Raw genomic sequence first — 19,104 nt, 5'->3', positions numbered from 1 at the left:
GGGCTTCATGCAGGTAGAACTCGCACAACTCGCGCTGGTCGACGGCGACGTCGCACACAACACGCGCAAGGTGATCGACACGATCGGGCGCGTCGATGTGGCAGGTGGCACGAAGCTGGTCGTGTTCCCCGAAACGACACTGTCGGGCTTCCCGACGCGGGACAACGTCGCCGATGTCGCGCAGACGCTCGACGGTCCCGCGTTGTCCGCGGTACGCGATGCGGCACGACAGAAGGGCGTCGCCGTCGCGGTCGGCCTCGCGGAACGCGACGGCGGACGGTTCTACAACAGCACGGTGCTCGTCGACGATCAGGGCGACCTCGTGCTGCGCTATCGCAAGACCCATCTGTGGGCGTCGGATGTCGGCGTATTCACGCCGGGCGACCGTTTCGTAACCTGTCCGTGGAATGGCCTGACGGTGGGCCTGCTGATCTGCTACGACATCGAATTCCCTGAGACGGCGCGCGCGATCGGTGCGCTCGATGCCGATCTGTTGATCGTCACCAACGGCAACATGGATCCGTTCGGCCCCGTGCATCGCCGTGCCATCGCGGCGCGTGCGATGGAGAACCAGATGTTCGCGCTGATGGTGAATCGCTGCGGCTCCGGTGATGACGACCTGACATTCGCCGGCCAGTCCGCACTGGTCGATCCGTTCGGCGAGAGCAGGCTCGAGCTCGGCCGGGACGAAGCCGTCGTGCAGACGAGCCTCGATCTGACGCGTCTCGAAGCAAGCCGCGAACACTACAGCTATCTGCACGACGCACGCGTGACACTCGGTCTCGCGCCCATCGAGGAGCCGAACGGACGCCGCGCGCTGATGATCGGCGCGCGCCGTCACCGCACCGGGTAATCCGGCTCACTCGCTGTTCCTCTGCGACATCGCACGGGCGTCACGCCCGGCGGTGCCGGCTCATTCCATTGAAAGGCCTGCCACAGGCACTCGATCGGCCTCGAAGGCCCAGGAGATAACATGCAAGCGTCGTCATCCCACGAACCCGCGCGCCTGAAGCGCACGCTCGGCTTGCCCTCCGTGCTGCTGTTCGGCCTCGCCTATATGGCGCCGCTGATTGTCTACGGTACGTACGGCGTGCTCGCCAAGGCCAGCGACGACACGGCCGCGCTCGCGTACCTGCTCGCTCTGGTGGCCATTGCGTTCACCGCGCTCAGCTACGGCAAGCTTGCACGGCTCTTTCCGGCGGCAGGTTCCGCTTACACATACACGCGCAAGACGTTCAACCCGCATCTGGGCTTCATGATCGGCTGGGCGACGCTGCTCGACTATTTTTTCCTGCCGATGGTGATCTGGCTGATCGGCGCGGCCTATCTGAACGCGGCATTTCCGCATGTGCCGACGTGGATCTGGATCGTCGCGTTCATCGTGCTGACGAGCGGCCTGAACATCGTCGGCATCGAACTGGCGGCACGCTTCAACATCGTGCTGATGATCGTGCAACTGGCGATCGTCGCGATGTTCGTCGTGCTGTGCTGGCACTACGCGTCGGCGGCGGCAGGCGCGGGCGGTATCGCGATGGCGGAGCCGTTCTTCAAGCCGCATGTGCCGTTCGGCGCGACGATGGCCGGTGCCGCGATCGCCGCGTACTCGTACCTCGGCTTCGACGCCGTATCGACGCTGACCGAGGAAACGATCGATCCGAAAAAGAACATGCCGCGCGCGATCCTGCTGATTGCGCTGATCGGTGGCGCGATCTTCGTGATCGCTGCGTACACGATGCAGCTCGCACACCCCGGCGTCGAGTTCAAGGACACGGATTCGGCTGCATTCGAAGTCGCGAGGATGATCGGCGGCGACCTGTTCGTGACGGTGTTCCTGGCAGGCCTGATCCTCGCGCAGTTCGCATCGGGCATCTCCGCGCAGGCGAGCGTCGGCCGGCTGCTGTATGCGATGGGCCGCGATGAAATCCTGCCGAAGCGGATCTTCGGGTTCATTCACCCGCGCTTCAAGACGCCCGCGATCAACATCACGCTGGCCGGCGTCGTCGGATTGATCGCGTTGAAGCTGGATGTCGCCACGTCGACGTCGTTCATCAACTTCGGTGCGTTCCTTGCCTTTACGGCCGTCAATCTGTGCGTGATTCGGCTGTACCTGTCGGGCAATCACGGCGGCGAGCGCAGGATCGGCGTGCTCGGCGGCATCGTCTTTCCGGTGATCGGCGCGGTGGCCGATATATGGCTGCTCGTCAGCCTCGAGAAGACGGCGCTCGTGCTCGGCGTCGTGTGGTTCGCGCTCGGGCTCGTGTATCTGTGCTGGATTACGCGGCTGTTTCGGCAGGCACCGCCGGAAGTGGCGATTTGACGGGACGCGACGAAACCGATGACCAGCCGGCCGCCGGTCAGCTTACGCGGCCCGAATGCGGACATCTCTATGTAGCCAAAAGCGGACATTTCTATCTAGCCGCTACAACGTGAACTATCGATAATTATGATTATGTCAAATACGATAAAGTCGACTGCACGGCGTGCTGCTAGCCAAGCATCCTCGCATTCGAACCTTGCACCTCCGCCCTTGCCTTGAGTAAAGCCGCCTGCCAGTCCAGCTCATTCCTCGTCGTCCCGGCGCGGGCCGCGCGCCGGGACCGGTTGCCGCCTGGCGGTTTCCTCCCTGTCAGAACCGGTACGTCGCCCCGATCTGGAAGAAGCGGCCAAGGTCCGTGTAGAGCGACTGGTCATAGCCAGTGATGTCGGGCACGGCTTGCCACTCGACGTCGAACGGCGGCTTCTTGTCGAAGAGGTTCGTGATGCCGCCGTAAATCGTCCAATGCTTGAAGCCGCGATAGTTGAACATGAGGTTGAACTGGCTGTACGACGCCACCGATCCCGTACCGCCGTCGCCGAATTCCGCGGCCACGGCGTTCGTATAGGGTCCCGTGTATTGCCAGGTCAGCGTGGTGGTCAGCTGCCGGTAGTCCCAGCTCAGGCTCGTGTTGCCCTTCCAGCGCGGGTTGCTCGCGCCGAACGGCTGCAGCAGCGCAAGGTTGTTGCCGGCGAAGTCCTGCGGTGCAGTTCCGGGGCTGTGCAGCTTGAAGTGCCACACATAGGCCCAGTCGCCTGCGAGCGTGAACGTGCCGTACTTGGTGCGCACCGCCTTGCGGAAGTTGAGATCGAAACCATCGGTGTCGAGCGCACCGAGGTTCACGAAATGCTGAACGAGGTAACGCACCGATCCGTCGGCGTTGCGCACGACGCGGGAGGGATCGTTGGCGACGAGCACCGCGTTCGGATCGTCGGTGCCGATGACGCCGTCGATGCGGACCTTGTAGAACGCCGCGCCGATATCGGTCATCGCATCGGGCGAAAGCTGGAAGCCGATGTTGTAGTTCTTCGTGTGCTCGGGCTGAAGATTCGGATTGCCCGCGACTTGCTCCGTCGTGAAGTGCTTCGTCGGCACACCGCTCGGATCGTTCGGATCGACGAGGTTCTGGTGAGAGAGATAGACGGCCTGCGAGTTTTCGACGAGGGTCGGCGCGCGGAAGCCGCGACTGTACGATGCATACGTCGTCAGCATCTGCACCGGCTGGAAACGCAGCGCAAAACTCGGCGAAAACGCCCCGCCGAAGTCGCTGTAGTGATCGTAGCGGCCCGCCTGCGTGAACGTCAGGTTGCGCAGGATCGGAATGTCGACCTGGTAGAACGCGGCGGCGACGTTGCGCGACCCCTCCACCGTCTGCACGTTCGCGGGCGCGGATACGCCCTGCGACGCGAGCGTCTGCGGGTTGATCGTCGACGATTCGTGGCGGAACTCGGTGCCCAGGCCCAGGCCGACCGGGCCGCCGGGCAGCGTGAAGAGATTCGACGTCGAGGCCTTGGCTGTCACGCTGTCGATCTTCGAGATGGCCTGCTGATCGTCGTCCGTGAAAACGCCGTTCAGGCCGTTTGGCGTGGCGGCCGGGTTCGAGAAGTTGTAGGTGCCGTTCGCGAGCATGTTCTCGAGGCCCGCGACGTTGATCCGGTTGCGATACGTCGTATCGACCGTGCTCTGCGAATGACCGTAATCGGCCGACCAGTCCCATGCGCCGAATCTGCCCGCATCGAACGAACCTTTGACGCCCGTGTTCGCCATCCAGAACGTCGATACCGTGTCCGCCCCCACGACGTTGCCCGGGAAGGTCAGGTTGATCGCCGTCGGCACACCGAACGGGTTATAGGGGTTGCTCACCGGTACGGTGCGCGGCAGCGGCGAAACGGACCCGGTCGCCGGGTTGTAGACGTTCGTCGTGCTCGAGATCGAGGCCGGTCCCTGCAGCTGGACGGTTTCATCGCGGCTCACCCAGAAGCCCGCATAGGCTTGCGTGTTGTCGTCGATCTTGAAGGTGGCGCGCACCTTCGCGTTCAGGCGCGTCGTGGACGGAACGAGCGATGTCGACGCGGCCGGGTTGTACGTGCAATTGGTCGCGCTCGTCTTGCTGCCCGGCGGGCACGGCGAAAGCGGCACCTTGGAGCCGTCCGCCAGCGACCAGTACGATTGCTGGTTCGGCCCGAGCGGCGCTGCCAGCCCGCCGGGATATTGCGTGAAGTCTTGCGCCGACGTCATGTCGCGATCGCCGAGCGTCGAGCCCGAATCGCGGTAATAGCTGGCGGCCGCGGTGACGTTGAAGCGGTCCGAATTCAGATCGCCGAAGCCGGCCAGTACGCTGAAGTTACCCTGCCCGTCGCCCGGATGCTGCGCCTTGCCGAGTTGGCCGTCGATCTGCAGGCCCTGAAAGTTCTTCTTCGTAATGATGTTGACGACGCCCGCGATCGCGTCGGAGCCATAGACGGATACCGCACCGGTCTTGACGATCTCGACGCGCTCCACCATGTTCAGCGGGATCGCGTTGACATCGAAGAACGTGTCGGTGAAGTTCACCGACTGCGCATAGTTCGCGACGCGCTGGCCGTCGACGAGCACGAGCGTGTATTTCTCGCTGAGCCCGCGCAACGCCATGCCGGCGCCGCCGGGGGCCGAGCTGTTCATCGTCGTCTGGCCCCAGCTGCTTGCGGAGTTGGCCGAGGTCGAACGCAGGAAATCGGCGACCGTCGTGTATCCGCTTTGCTGGATTTCCTTCGCGGTGATGACCTGCACTTCGGTGTGACCGACCTTGTCGGATGTGCGGATCAGCGAGCCCGTCACCTCGAACTTGTCGAGCTTCTTCACGGTCTGCCCGCCCGCGGTGGCGCCAGATGCCGGCGCGGGCGCGGCGGCGGCAGCGCTGCCGGTTTGCTCGGCGGCGACGCTCCCGTCGACAGGCGTTGTCTGCGCGTAAGCGGAGGTACCCAAAGCCGCCGTCAACGCGACTTCAGCCCATACGATGCTGCGTATTGCCGACCCCAAAGCCGTTGGTTTCATAACACCCCTCTGTCGTCGCAAGGCCTGACCTTTTTGTATGCACGGAGATTCGCCGGCCTTTAAATAGCGCTGCCCCGCTTTCCTGATTCATCATCTGGCGATCGCAACCATTCCGTTCGCCCGCTCATTTCTTTCAACGTTATTTCTTCTACTGCCACGCCGAATGAACTTGAATTACAAGAAACGGCATCCCTATTGAGTTAGGAAACCTAATTACATGATTCGATCTTTCCGCGCATCGAACGGCTGCAAAAAAGCTGCACCCTGGAACATTCGCACCATGGCGCCTCGTCAATTAGCCCGTACGCGTTGCCAGGAAAGGCAGCCGCTCGTTGAATGACTGCTTTACGCCTTCACTTTGAAAGCCTTAATACACGGAATCTTCATTACCGTTCACTACCAAAGTTTTACGTTGGACGCGAACATAGCAGGACAGAATCTATGCGTCAAAAAATATTTGATGCCACATAACTTTGTTTAGGTGCATTGAGCGCACTCGGTTGGTGCCGAATGAAAGCGATATGGTTCACCAGCCGATACCGTTGTCTTGTCTTCCTTGTTTGGCTGCTTTTCACCCCCTCGCGAATGCGCCGCAATGGAGCACACGGCCGGTACTCGTCAGCCAAAACTTTTTTGTTTAGCAAAGAGCGGGCACTCATCCTGAGAACAGATCGGACTCTTGATGGAGCAGCTCTTCGCGCACGTGCGCGGCGTCGCGCACCGGCGAGTTGACAGCCTTCGTGTGGAACACCCGTCGCGACCATCAATCGGTCTCCAGATTCCCGGGCGTTTCCACGCGCTGCGCGTCGCGCTTCGTCACCGCCGCATGCCGCCCGCGCCGGCCTATGGACACGACTACCCGAAACGCCACCGGCGCGAACACCAGCCCGAACACTGTCGCCGCCAGCACGCCCCCGAACGCGCCGATTCCGATCGAACGCCGGCTTTCCGCACCCGCGCCGGTCGCCAGCACCAACGGCACGACGCCGAGCAGAAACGCCATCGACGTCATCACGATCGGCCGAAACCGCGCAGCCGCCGCCTCCACCACCGCCTGCCGCAGCGGCACGCCGCGCCCGACGAGCTCACGCGCGAACTGCACGATCAGAATTGCATTCTTCGCTGACAACCCGATCACGGTAATCATCCCGACCTTGAAGTACACGTCGTTCGGCATCCCGCGCGCGAGCGCCGCCGCCAATGCCCCCACGATGCCGAGCGGCACGATCGTCAGCACCGACAACGGAATCGTCCAGCTTTCGTACAGCGCGGCAAGCGCCATGAACACCGCGAGCACCGACAACCCGACCAGCAGCGGCGTCTGCCGCGCGGCGATCCGCTCCTCGCGCGCCGCGTCCACCCAGTCGTAGCCGATCCCGGCCGGCAGCATCGCGGCAAGCCGCTCCATCTCCGCCATCGCCGCGCCCGAACTGGTGTGGGTCGCCGCCCGGCCGCTGACGTCGAGCGACGGATAGCCGTCGTAGCGATTCAGCATCACGGGGCCGACCGTCCAGTGCGGCGCGGCGATGGCCGACAGCGGCACCATGTCCCCCGTGCGGTTGGGCACCGTCAGCGCCATCAGTTGCGCGTCGGTCGCGCGTGCGGCCGGATCTGCCTCGATGATCACGCGGCGCATCCGGCCCGACGCCGGAAAATCGTTGATGTAGTTCGAGCCGAACGTACCGCCGAGCAGCCCCGCGATACGCTCGAACGGCACGCCAAGCGCATACGCCTTCGCGCGATCGACGTCGAGCTCGATGCGCGGCGCATCGGGCAAGTCCTCGAAATGCACGGACGCGAGCGCCGGGTCCGCCTTCGCGCGCGCGGCCATCTGCTCGCGAGCGGCCTTCAGCGTGTCGAGCCCGACCCCGCCACGATCCTCGAGACGGAACGTGAAGCCGTCCGCGTGACCGAGGCCGGGCACCGATGGCGGCAGCGTCGCTTGTACGTCGCCGTCGAGAATCCCGTCGAAGCGCCGGTTGAGGCGATCACGCAACGTCATCGCATCGACGTCGCGCTGCGTCCAGTCCTTCAACTCGACGAATGCCATCGCGACGTTCTGTCCGCTGCCCGCGAAACTCCAGCCGATCACGCTCGTCACGTTCGCGACGGCCCGCTCCGCGCGCAGAATCGCCTCGACGCGCTGGACGACCGCCACCGTGCGCGCTTGCGTCGCGCCAGCCGGCAACTGGATCATCACCTGCAGTTGCCCCTGGTCTTCGGTCGGCAGGAAGCCGCCCGGCATCATCCAGGACAGCAGCCCGCACACGGCCACGAGCGCGGCATAGAGGCCCGCGACCGTGCCCGTGCGGCGTACCGCCGACACGGTCACGCGCCGATAGCCGGCCTCGGCCCGCGCGAACGCGACGCCGAAGCGGTCGGCCAGGCGCGCGCCGAGGCTGCGTCGCGGCACGTGGGCGCCTTCGCGACGGCCGACCGGTTTCAGCAGATTCGCGCACAGCGCCGGCGTGAGCGACAGCGCCATGAACGACGACACGAGCATCGACGCGATCATCGACACCGCGAACTGCCGGTAAATGCCGCCGACGCTGCCCGGGAAGAACGCCATCGGCACGAACACGGCCGTCAGCACCGCCGTCACGCCGACGATCGCCCCGCCGATCCGCTTCATCGCGAGGCGCGTCGCCTCGCGCGGCGACACGCCCTCCTCCATCACGCGGTGCACGCTCTCGACCACGACGATCGCATCGTCGACGAGAATGCCGATCGCCAGCACGAGGCCGAACATCGTGAACACGTTGATCGACAGCCCGAACGCCCACATCGCGACGAACGCGCCCATCAGCGTGACCGGAATCACGACGGTCGGCACGAGCGTGTAGCGCAGCTCGCGCAGGAACAGCCACATCACGCAGAACACCAGCACGACGGCCTCGACGAGCGTCAGCACGACTTCCCGAAGGGCGATCGTCACGAAATGCGCGCCGTCGAATGGAATCTCGACCGCGACGCCCGGCGGCAGCGTCTTCGACAGCTCGGCAAGCCGCGCCCGAATCGCGTTCGACGTCTGGAGCGCGTTGCCGCGCGGGCCGAGCTGGATCCCGACGGTAGCCGCCGGGCGGCCGTTCAGCCGGGAATAGAACGAATAGTCGTCGCGGCCGATTTCGACGCGGGCGACGTCGGCGACACGCACCACCGAACCGTCCTGCTTCGACTTCAGCACGATCCGGCCGAACTCCTCCGGCGACGTCAGTTGCCCCTTGACGACGATCGTCGCGGTGAGCTGCTGGCCGCGCTCGAACGGCGCATCGCCGATCGCGCCGGCCGTGACCGTCGCGTTCTGCACGCCGATCGCGGCGATCACGTCGTCGGCGCCGAGGTCGTATTCGCGCAACTTGTTCGGATCGAGCCAGACCCGCAGCGCCTCGTCGGCGTCCCACAGCTGGGCCGCGCCGACGCCCGGCGCACGCTTCAGTTCGCGCAGCACGTAACGGTTCAGATAGTCGCCGAGCTGGGCGGAGTCGCGCGTGCCGTCGGTCGACGTCAGCGTGACGAGCATCAGGAACGTGTTGGCGGCCTTGAACACGCCGATGCCCTGCTGCACGACCTGCTGCGGCAGCCGCGGCTCGACCTGCTTCAGCCGGTTGTTGACGTCGACGAGCGCGATGTCCGGATCCGTGCCGGGCGCGAACGTCACGTCGATCTCGAGATTGCCGTGACCGTCGCTGCTCGTTTCGTAGTACTGCAGCCCGTCGGCGCCGTCGAGGCTTTCCTCGATGATGCTGCCGACGGCGCCGTCGACCGTCTCGGTCGACGCGCCCGGATAGGCCGCCGTGATCACGACGCGTGGCGGCGCAAGGCGCGGATACTGCGCGACCGGCAATTGCGGAATGGCGAGCACGCCCGCGACGACGATCGCGAGCGCGACGATCCACGCAAACACCGGGCGGTCGATGAAGAACGACGGCATCGGCGTGCGTCAGCGAACGGTGCGGGCGCGCCGCGCCCGCTTCACGTCAATCATCCGCGTCCCCTTCCCGCTGCCGCGGCCCCGGTTCCGGCGCGAGCATCGACGACGCGAGCAGCGCCTGCGTATACGGGTGGGACGGCGCGTGCAACACGTCGAGCGTATCGCCCTCCTCGACCACGCGCCCCGCCTTCATCACGATGACCCGATGGGCCATCGCACGCATCACCGCGAGATCGTGCGTGATGAACAGATAGCTCAGTTCATACTTCTTTTGCAGATTCGTCAGCAGATTCAGCACCTGCTTCTGGATCGACACGTCGAGTGCGCTCGTCGGCTCGTCCAGCACCAGCAACTCAGGCTCCACCGCCAGCGCGCGCGCGATCGCGATGCGCTGGCGCTGGCCGCCGGAAAATTCGTGTGGATAGCGAAGCATTGCCTCGGCCGGCAGGCCGACCTCCTGCAGCAAGGCCGCGACGCGCGCGCGCCGCGCGGCGCCGGCCACCGTCGGCCGGTGCACGGCGAGCCCCTCGCCGACGATCTGCTCGACCGTCATGCGCGGCGACAGCGAGCCGAACGGATCCTGGAACACGACCTGCATGCGGCCGTACAGCGCGCGCCGGCCGCGTGTCGTGCGCAGCGACGCCAGCGGCATGCCGTCGATCTCGATGCCGCCCGACGCCGGCCGCTGCAGGCCGAGCACGGCCGCCGCCAGCGTCGATTTCCCCGACCCCGATTCGCCGACGATCCCGAGCGTCTCGCCGCGCCGCAGGCTCAGCTTCACGTCGTGCACGGCCCGGAACGCCGTCTTGCCGAACGCCGCGCGCCAACCCTTCGCCGCGATGCGGTAATCGACGGCAAGCTGCTGGACATCGAGGATCGTCCGCGCGTCGGCCGCGACCGGCTCGACCGCGCGTTGCGGCGCGCTGTCGAGCAGCCGGCGCGTGTACGCGTGCCGCGGCGCGGCGAACAGCGCGCCGGTCGTGTTCGTCTCGACGAGCACGCCCCGCTCCATCACGGCCACGCGCTGCGCGAAGCGCCGCACGAGATTCAGGTCGTGCGTGATCAGCAGCACGGCCATCCCGCGCGCGGCGGCCTCCTGCTCCTGCAGCTCGATCAGCAGGTCGACGATCTGCTGGCGCACCGTCACGTCGAGCGCCGTCGTCGGCTCGTCCGCGAGCAACAGCCGCGGCCGGCACGCGAGCGCCATCGCGATCATCGCGCGCTGCCGCTGGCCGCCCGACAACTGGTGCGGAAAACTGTCGATGCGCCGTTCCGGCTCCGGAATTCCGGTGCGCCGCAGCAGCGCGATGCCGCGCTCGCGCGCGTCGCCCGCTCGCAGCCCCTCGTGCAGCCGCAGGCTCTCGGCGATCTGCTTGCCGATCGTATACAACGGGTTGAGTGCCGTCATCGGCTCCTGGAACACCATCGCGATATCGGCGCCGCGGATGCCGCGCATCTGCTGCTCGGTCTTCGCGAGCAGATCCTCGCCGTCGAACAGCATCTGGCCCGACAGCGTCGCCTGCTGCGCGAGCCGCAGAATCGACAGCGCCGTCACGCTCTTGCCCGAGCCGGACTCGCCGACGAGCGCCACGCGCTCGCCGCGCGCGACCGCGAGGTCAAGGTCCTGCACGGCGGCTTTCGCGCCGAAGTGCGCGGAGAACTGGCGGATCTCCAACAATGGCGTCGTCATCGTTGCTCCCCGCCGAAGGCCGAGCCGCGCGCGCGCATGTCGAGCGCGTTGCGCAGCGCGTCGCCCATGAACGTGAGCAGCAGCAGCGTGACGACCAGCGCCGAGAACGCGGAGATCGAGATCCACCACGCGTCGAGGTAGTTCTTGCCTTCCTGCAGCAGCTCGCCGAGGCTCGGCGTCGGCGGCTGCACGCCGAGGCCGAGGAAGTCGAGGCTCGTCAGCGACAGGATCGCCGCGCTCATCCGGAACGGCAGGAACGTGATCACCGGCGTCAGGCTGTTCGGCAGCACGTGCCGCCACATGATCTGCCAGTTCGACAGCCCCATCGTGCGCGCGGCCTTCACGTAGTCGAGCGCGCGGTTGCGCAGGAACTCCGCGCGCACGTAGTCGGACAGCACGAGCCAGCCGAACATCGACAGCAGGATGAACAGCAGCCACAGCGACGGTTCGAAGATCGACGCGAAGATGATCAGCAGGTACAGGTCGGGCAGCGCGCTCCAGATCTCGATCAGGCGTTGCCCGACGAGATCGGTACGTCCGCCGTGGAAGCCCTGCAGCGCGCCCGTCAGCACGCCGATCGCGACGCCCGAGACCGTCAGCGCGAACGCCATCAGCACCGACAGCCGAAATCCGTACAGCAGCCGCGCGAGCACGTCGCGGCCGAACTGGTCGGTGCCGAGCCAGTTGCTCGCGGACGGCGGCGCCGGGTACGGCCGCGACGCGAAATAATCGATCGTGTCGTAGCGGTAGCGGTTCGGCGGGTAGATCGCGAAGTTGCCGTGCGACTCGATCTTCGCGCGGATGTACGGATCGAGATAGTTGGTCTTCGCCGGGAAATCGCCGCCGAACTGCGTCTCCGGATAGTCTTTCACGATCGGGAAATAGAGGTGCCCGTCATAGCGCACCACGAGCGGCCGGTCGTTCGACAATCCGTCGGCCAGCAGGCTGAGTGCGAACAGCGTGGCAAAGATCACGAGGCTCCAGTAGCCGAGCCGCTGCGCGCGAAACCGCAGCCACGTGCGTCGCCACGGCGACGGCGACGCCGCGCACGCGACGGCGGCCGGATCAGTGGTCCAGCCGGCTGAACTGGATACGGGGGTCGACGAGGACATAGCAGATATCCGCGATAAGCTTGGTCAGCAGACCGATCAGGGTGAACAGGAACAGCGAGCCGAGCACGACCGGATAGTCGCGGCGGATCACCGAGTCGTACGACAGTTGCCCCATCCCGTCGAGCGAGAACAGCGTCTCGATCAGCAGGTTGCCGTTCAGGAACGCGCCGACGAATGCCGCCGGCAGCCCGGTGAGCAGCGGAATCGCCGCATTGCGCAGCACGTGCTTCCACAATACGTCGCGCTCCGGCGCGCCCTTCGCGCGCGCGGTCAGCACGTATTGCCGGCCGATTTCCTCGAGGAACGTGTTCTTCGTGAGAATCGTGACGATCGCGAAATTGCCGACGACCGACGCGGTGACCGGCATCGCGATGTGCCACAGATAGTCGAGGATCTGGCCGATCAGCGTCAGGTCGTCGAAGTTGTCCGACGTGAGCCCGCGCATCGGGAACACCTGCCAGAACGTGCCGCCGCCGAACAGCATCAGCAGCAGCACGCCGAGCACGAAGCCCGGCACGGCGTAGCCGGTCAGCACCAGCACGCTCGTCACGGTGTCGAACCGCGAGCCGTTGCGCACCGCCTTCGCGATGCCGAGCGGCACCGACACGAGATACGTGAGAATCACCGTCCACAGCCCGAGCGTGATCGACACCGGCAACTTCGAGCGGATCACCGCCCATACGCTGCGGTGCGCGAAATAGGATTGCCCGAGGTCGAACGTCGCGTAGCTTTTCAGCATCAGCGCGTAGCGTTCGAGCGGCGGCTTGTCGAAACCGAACTGCTTGCGGATCTGCTCGATCTGCTGCGGATCGACACCCTGGCTGCCGTGGTAGCCGCCCCCGCCTCCGCCCGCGTCGCCTCCACGCGCGCTGCCGTGGCGCAACTGCGCGAGCATTTGCTCCACCGGGCCACCCGGCACGAACTGCGTGACCGCGAATGTGATCGTCACGACGCCGATCAGCGTCGGAATCATCAGCAGCAGCCGCCTCACTATGTATGCCAGCATCGTTGCTCCCCCGTCAGGCCGCCGGAGCGGGTTGTGGTCGTGCGGCCGGCTTCTTCACGTACCAGTAGTCGACGATCCAGTCCTCGTACTGATAGGAAGCCGGCACGACCGCCGGATGGCCGAGCGTCGTCTTGTATGCGATCCGCGCGTTCGGCAGGTAGTACTGCGGGACCAGCACGTACAGGTTGATCAGCACGCGGTCGAGGGCGTGCGTGGCCGTCTCGAGATCGTCGAGCGTATCTGCCGCGAGCGCCGCGCGGATCAGCGCGTCGACGGCCTTCGACTTCACGCCCGGATAGTTCTCCGAGCCGGGCTGCGAGGCGGCTGCGCTGCCGAAGCGGCGCGTCAGCTCCGCGCCGGGGATCGTCACGGGCGAGTAGATATACGTCGTCATGTCGTACTCGAAATTGTCGAGCCGCTTCTGGTGGAGCGCGCTGTCGATCTCGTGCAGGTACGCGTGGATGCCGAGCGTCGCGAGCGCCTGCGTGTACGGCAGGATCAGACGATCCATGCCGGGCTCGTCGTCGATGATCTCGATCGTCATCGGCGTGCCGTTCGCGTCGCGCAGCGCGCCGTCGCGATAGTGCCAACCGGCCTGCGCGAGCAGGTCGCGCGCTTGCCTGAGGTTCGCGCGCAGCGAGCCGGGCGGCAGCGTCGACGGCTGTTTGACCATCGGGCCGAACACCTCCGGCGGCAACGTCGACCGGAACGGCTCCAGCAATGCGAGTTCCTTCGCGCTCGGCATGCCGGATGCCGCGAACGGGCTCGCGTCCCAGAAGCTGTTGGTGCGGCGATACTGCCCGTAGAACATCATCCGGCTCATCCAGTCGAAGTCGAATGCCAGCGCGAGCGCATGCCGCACGCGTACGTCCTGGAACATCGGCTTGCGCAGGTTCATCAGGAAACCCTGCATCTGCGCGGGGCCATCCGGGAATTCACCCTTCTTCAGCAGCCCGTTGCGGAAATTCTTGCCGACGTACTTGCGCGCCCACTGCGTCGAGCTGTACTCCACCCGCGCGTCCACGTCGCCGGCCTTGAACGCCTCGAGCGCCGTGTACTGGTCGAGGTACAACTTGAACGACACGCGTGCGAAGCGGAACATCCCGCGCCGCGACGGCAGGTTCGCGGCCCAGTAGTGCGGGTTGCGCACGTACGTGATCTGCTTGTCGTTCCTGCGCTGCTCGATCAGGTACGCGCCGCTCGCGATCGGCGGCACGTTCGCGATCTGGTCGAACGGCGGCCGCGTACCGTCCGCGCGCTGCCCCCACTTCGGCGAGAACACCGGCAGGTCGCCCGCGATCAGCGCCGCGTCGCGCTCCGCGTGCTGGAATTCGAAGCGGATCGCGTGCCGGTCGATCACCACCGCGCGCTTGATGATGGAGAACTGCGCGTTGTAGATCGGCGACGCCTGCGGGCTCGTCAGCGTGTCGAACGAATACTTGACGTCCGCCGCGGTGATCGCGTCGCCGTTCGAGAAGCGCGCGGCCGGATTGATGTGGAACGTGGCCGACAGCCCGTCGGGCGCCACCTCGACGTCGTCGGCGATCAGCGCGTATTCGGACGCGAGCTCGTCCCAGCTGCGCTGCATCAGCGTGTCGAACATCAGGTTCTTGATGTCCGGCGCGGGCGAGCCGCGCACGAGGAACGGGTTCAGCGAGTCGTAGCTCTGTGCTGTGTCGTAGTTTTCGAAATTGAGCGTGCCGGTGTCCGGCGCGTCGGGATCGGCATAATCGAAATGCGCGAAATTGGTCGGGTACTTCGGCTGATCGTATTGCGCGATCGCCGACACCGCGAGCGCCGCACGTGGCATGGCGCTACCCGACACGAGCAGCACGACGCATGCGAACAGCGCCGCGCGCGGCACGCCTGTCCATCGCCATTTCAACAGTTTCATGGTCGGTCTGTCCGAAAGCGTGCGGGCGTGATGCCTGCGCGCGGTAGATGCCGGTGCAGGATGCCGCGTGCCACCTGCATCCCACTGGTTGTTCGTGCTGAAAACGCGCCTGCGAACTGCATCGCCGCACGTCCCGGTTGCAGGCCGTCGTGGCGCCAGGCGAAAAAGGGCCGCTCCAAAAAATGGGGAGGTGGACGTGGAGCGGCCGGTCTAAAGCCCATCCGTGCATCGCAATCGGCATCAGAACTTGTAGGTCGCGCCAACCTGCGCGAATCGACCGACATACGTGTACAGCGACGTGTCGTAGCCCGTCTGGTAGCTCGCGTTCATGAAAACCGGGTCGAACGGCGGCGCACGATTGAAGATGTTGTCGATGCCCGCGTAGATCGTCCAATGCTTGAAGCCGGTGTAGCTGACCATCAGGTTGAACTGGCTGTACGACGCCACGCTGTCCTGCATGTTCGGATATTGGCCCGGCGACAGGATGGCCTGGCTGTACGGTCCCGTGAACATCCACGTCAACGTCGCGTTCCATTGGTTGTGGTAGTTCCAGTTCAGACTCGTGTTGCCCTTCCAGCGCGGGAAGCTGCCGCCGAACGGCTCGTTCAGCGAACCGTTGTTGCCCGCGAAGTCGGTCGTCTCGCCGCCCACCGGCATCTTGAAGTGCCACACGTAGGCCCAGTCGCCCGACAGCGTGAAAGTACCGATCTTGGTCGACACCGATTGGCGGAAGGTGGTCTCGAAGCCGTCCGTATCGAGCGACGACAGGTTCATGTACGGCAGCACGACATACGCGATCGAACCATTCGGATTACGGATCACCTTCGACGGATCGTTCTGGTCGACCACCGTCTGGATGTCTTCCGTGCCGATCACGTTGTCGATGTGGATCTTGTACCAGTCGAAGCCGAAATCGGTATTGCGGGTGGGCGACAGCTGGAAGCCGATGTTGTAGTTCTTGGTCCGCTCCGGCTGCAGCTTGCTGTTACCGGCCTGCACTTCCTCGACGAGGTTGTATGCGTTCGGATTGTTAGGATCGTTCGAATCGACCGCGCCCTGCGCGGCGTAGGTCCTCGACGAGGTGTTTTCGATCAGCGTCGGCGCGCGGAAGCCACGGTTGTACGAACCGTACATCGTCAGCTCGCGGATCGGCTGGAAGCGCAACGCGAAGCGCGGCGAGAACGCGCCACCGAAGTCGCTGTAGTGATCGTAGCGCCCCGACTGGCTGAACGTCAGGTTCTTCAGGATGGGAATGTCGATCTGGTAGTAGACCGCCGCGACGTTGCGCTCGCCGTTGACCGATTGCAGCGACGGCTGGATGAGCGTGCCGTTCGCGTAGTCCGCGCCCGTCCCGATGTATTGGCTCTGGTGCGTGAATTGCGTACCGAGACCCAGACCGACGTTACCCGTGGGCAACGTGAACAGGTTCGGCGTCGACAGCGTCGCATCGACGGCGTCGAGCTTCGTGATGGCCTGCGTCGACGTGCTTCCGTACAGCCCGTTCAACCCGTTCGGTGTCGACGATGGATTCGCGAAGTTGAATACGCCGTTCTGGACGATATTTTCGAGCGCGGCCGCGTTGATCAGGTTCGAATAGTTGTTCGACACCGTGTTCTGCGAATGCGTGTAGGACGCCGTCCAGTCCCAGTCACCCACGCGCGGCGTGCTGAACGATCCTTTCACACCCGTCGCGGCACGCCAGAAGTTGGAGCTCGTATGCACGGCCTGCGTGGCCGGGAATGCATAAACCAGCTTGGCCGGCACGCCAAACGGGTTATACGGGTTGCTGCCCGGCACGAGGTTCGAAATCGGGTTGAGACCGCCCGTCGCCGGATCATAGGTCTGCGTGCTGTTGCCGAGGCGGCCGACGAAGTTGTTCGTGACCGTCGTATTGTTGCTTTCCCAGAGATCGGCGAACGCCTGCATCGCGTCGCTGATCTTGAAGTCAGCGTGCACCTTCGCGCTCAGGCGTTCAGTCCACGGTGACAGCGACGATGCGTACGCGGTGTTGTTTGCGCAGACCGTGCCGGGACCGTTGACCTGCGCGACGGAGGTGCCCGGCACGGCCTGACCGCCGTTCGGACACGGGCTCAGCGGCACCTTCGCGCCGGTGGCCGGATTGCGCCAGTACGACACGCTCTGGTTCGACAGGCCGCCCGGGAAATTGGAGAAATCCTGGTTCTGCGTCATGTCGCGATCGGCGATCGAGATGCCGTTCGACTTGTAGTAGCTGAGCGCCGCCGTCACGTTGAAGCGGTCGGCGTTCAGGTCGCCGAAGCCGCCGAGGATGCTGAACTTCGTCGTGCCCTGGCCGCCTTCACCGTTCGTCGCACCGCCGTAGCTGCCTCCCAGCTCGAGACCCTGGAAGTTTTTCTTCGTGATGATGTTCACCACGCCCGCGATTGCGTCGGAACCATACTGAGACACCGCGCCTGTCTTGACGATTTCGATTCGGTCGATGATGTTCAGCGGCAGCGTGTTCAGGTCGAAGAACTGATCGCTGCCGTTCACCGCGAACGCATACGGTGACACCCGCATGCCGTCGATCAGCACCAGCGTGTACTTCTCGCTGAGGCCGCGCAATGCGATGCCTGCGCCGCCCGGCGCGAAGCTGTTCGTCGTCCCTTCGCTCCAGCTGCTTGCCGAATTCGCCGAGGTGCTGCGCAGGTAGTCGGCGACGCTGGTGTGGCCGCTGTTCTCGATGTCCTTGCTCGTGATGGTCTGAACCTGGTTGAAGCCGACCTTGTCGGCCTGCCGGATCAGCGAACCCGTCACTTCGAACCGCTTGATCTGCGCGACCTTGCCCTGTCCGTTCGCGCCGGGAGCGGCCGGCGTCGCCTCGGCTGCCGCACCGGATGCCGCGGCGCCCGTGGCGGCGACAGCGCCCGCCGTACCGTTCGCCTGCGCAACGGTCACGGGTGCGCCATTCGCGACCGCATCCGCGATCGATGCGGCGCCCGGCGCCGGCTGGCTCTGGGCAAACGCCGGCGGCACCAGCGCGGCCGTCAGCGCCAGTTCCGCCCAGACTATCCTCTTGATGGCCAACGCCAATACTCTCTGCTTCATCTCGTTCCCTCTCGCTCGTAGTAAGACCCCACCTGCTGTACGCCGGAACCTTGTGAATTCCTTGCGCGTCCTGGGCGCCCGTGTAACGGAACCCGCAATAGCCACCCTTCCGACCGCCACGACTCGAACGGATCGGCCTTGGGCACCCGTTCCGCCCGGCATCACCGTTTCTTTATATTTACTTCGTCATACTTACTACATGTCATGAGCGCACTTCCTGCTGCTTCCCGTTCGACATGCGGCGCCTGCCGCCTCCGCTAGAACAGTCTCGGCGTGCCGACCCAGACGATCACCGCTTCTTCGTCGGCCGTGTTGCGCCATGCATGCGGCATCGTCGATTCGTAGTGCGCGGTATCGCCCGCGTTGAGCGTGAACGTGCAATCCTCGAGCGTCAGCGCGATCTGCCCGCGCATCACGTAGACGAATTCCTCGCCCGCATGCGTCGTTATCTCGGACGGTGACTGCCCCGCCGGCATCCTGACGAGAATCGCGTCAAGCTTGCGGCCATCCACCAGGTTCGTCAGTCTGGCGAACAGGCTGGCCGAGTTCGCGAACTGGAAGTACTGCAGCGCGTTCCCGCGGCACACCGAACGCGCTTCCGTCGGCGTGTCGATGAAGTACTGCATCGTGACGCCCAGCGCGTGCGCGATCCGGACCAGCGACGTGATCGACGGCGTCGCGCGCCCACGCTCGACCTGAGACAGGAACGGCTTCGAAATACCCGCGATCCCGGCCGTCTCGTCAAGCGTGAGCTTCAGGCGCTGGCGCAGCGCCCGGATCTTGCTGCCCAGCGATACGGCGACCAGAACCGACTCATCAGGGGGCACAGTCATGGAAGTGCGGAGCCTCGCAGTCGAAACCGGTTTGATGTCGGCCAGCCTTGGCCGATGCGATGACGCGGCCGACGCGGCGCGGCACCGTCGCCGCGCGCCCGCGAGTGTTTCGCCTATTTCATTCGCGTTACTAATCAACAACATTTCCCCTGTCTCTCTTCATGTCCGACCGTCAAGGACTTGTACTTCCATCGCGCCACGCTGCTCGTCGATTGCGTGCGCGTC

General features: G+C 65.0%; 10 protein-coding genes. 2 read left to right on the top strand and 8 right to left on the bottom strand.

Features of this window, described 5'->3' with window-relative positions:
• The first annotated feature begins 7 nt into the window (after positions 1 to 7).
• Together C5F75_RS09790 and C5F75_RS09785 are read left to right on the top strand one after the other, a co-directional pair.
• Positions 8 to 853 carry a carbon-nitrogen hydrolase family protein gene (locus C5F75_RS09790; RefSeq protein ID WP_059585369.1) on the top strand — a complete coding sequence of 282 codons (846 nt, stop codon included), beginning with the start codon at positions 8 to 10 and terminating at the stop codon, positions 851 to 853.
• A 120-nt stretch (positions 854 to 973) separates the two neighbouring features.
• Positions 974 to 2,317, top strand: a complete 1,344-nt coding sequence (locus tag C5F75_RS09785) for an APC family permease (protein ID WP_059585370.1) — start codon at positions 974 to 976, stop codon at positions 2,315 to 2,317.
• 309 nt (positions 2,318 to 2,626) lie between these two features.
• Here the strand turns inward: C5F75_RS09785 and C5F75_RS09780 are convergent, their stop codons facing one another.
• The 8 genes from C5F75_RS09780 to C5F75_RS09745 form a co-directional block, all read right to left on the bottom strand.
• Positions 2,627 to 5,347 (bottom strand): TonB-dependent receptor plug domain-containing protein, encoded by a 2,721-nt coding sequence (locus tag C5F75_RS09780; protein ID WP_059583399.1) that lies wholly within the window; start codon positions 5,345 to 5,347, stop codon positions 2,627 to 2,629.
• 763 nt (positions 5,348 to 6,110) lie between these two features.
• Positions 6,111 to 9,278, bottom strand: coding sequence for a multidrug efflux RND transporter permease subunit (locus C5F75_RS09775; RefSeq protein WP_059583401.1), 3,168 nt, complete (start codon positions 9,276 to 9,278; stop codon positions 6,111 to 6,113).
• Between the two features lie 46 nt (positions 9,279 to 9,324).
• Positions 9,325 to 10,968 carry an ABC transporter ATP-binding protein gene (locus C5F75_RS09770; RefSeq protein WP_059583403.1) on the bottom strand — a complete coding sequence of 548 codons (1,644 nt, stop codon included), beginning with the start codon at positions 10,966 to 10,968 and terminating at the stop codon, positions 9,325 to 9,327.
• The gene (locus C5F75_RS09765; RefSeq protein ID WP_059583404.1) at positions 10,965 to 12,080 is read right to left on the bottom strand and encodes an ABC transporter permease; all 1,116 of its coding nucleotides are present in this window, start codon (positions 12,078 to 12,080) and stop codon (positions 10,965 to 10,967) included. The genes C5F75_RS09770 and C5F75_RS09765 overlap by 4 nt, the downstream gene beginning before the upstream one ends.
• A complete protein-coding gene (locus C5F75_RS09760; protein WP_059583406.1) occupies positions 12,034 to 13,086 on the bottom strand; it encodes a microcin C ABC transporter permease YejB in 1,053 nt (350 codons plus the stop codon). Before C5F75_RS09760 ends, C5F75_RS09765 begins: the two co-directional genes overlap by 47 nt.
• Before the next feature lie 13 nt (positions 13,087 to 13,099).
• Positions 13,100 to 14,980 (bottom strand): extracellular solute-binding protein, encoded by a 1,881-nt coding sequence (locus C5F75_RS09755; protein WP_089464772.1) that lies wholly within the window; start codon positions 14,978 to 14,980, stop codon positions 13,100 to 13,102.
• A 240-nt stretch (positions 14,981 to 15,220) separates the two neighbouring features.
• Entirely contained in the window at positions 15,221 to 18,046 is a 2,826-nt protein-coding gene (locus C5F75_RS09750) for a TonB-dependent receptor (protein ID WP_059583409.1), read from the bottom strand.
• Between the two features lie 257 nt (positions 18,047 to 18,303).
• Positions 18,304 to 18,879, bottom strand: coding sequence for a helix-turn-helix domain-containing protein (locus C5F75_RS09745; RefSeq protein ID WP_059583412.1), 576 nt, complete (start codon positions 18,877 to 18,879; stop codon positions 18,304 to 18,306).
• Between the last annotated feature and the right edge of the window lie 225 nt (positions 18,880 to 19,104).

The sequence above is a fragment of the Burkholderia anthinoferrum genome (assembly GCF_002925705.1).
Taxonomy (GTDB): Bacteria; Pseudomonadota; Gammaproteobacteria; order Burkholderiales; family Burkholderiaceae; genus Burkholderia; species Burkholderia semiarida.
The sequence above is the reverse complement of the archived record's forward strand: the minus strand, read 5'-3'. Positions and strand labels throughout refer to the sequence as shown.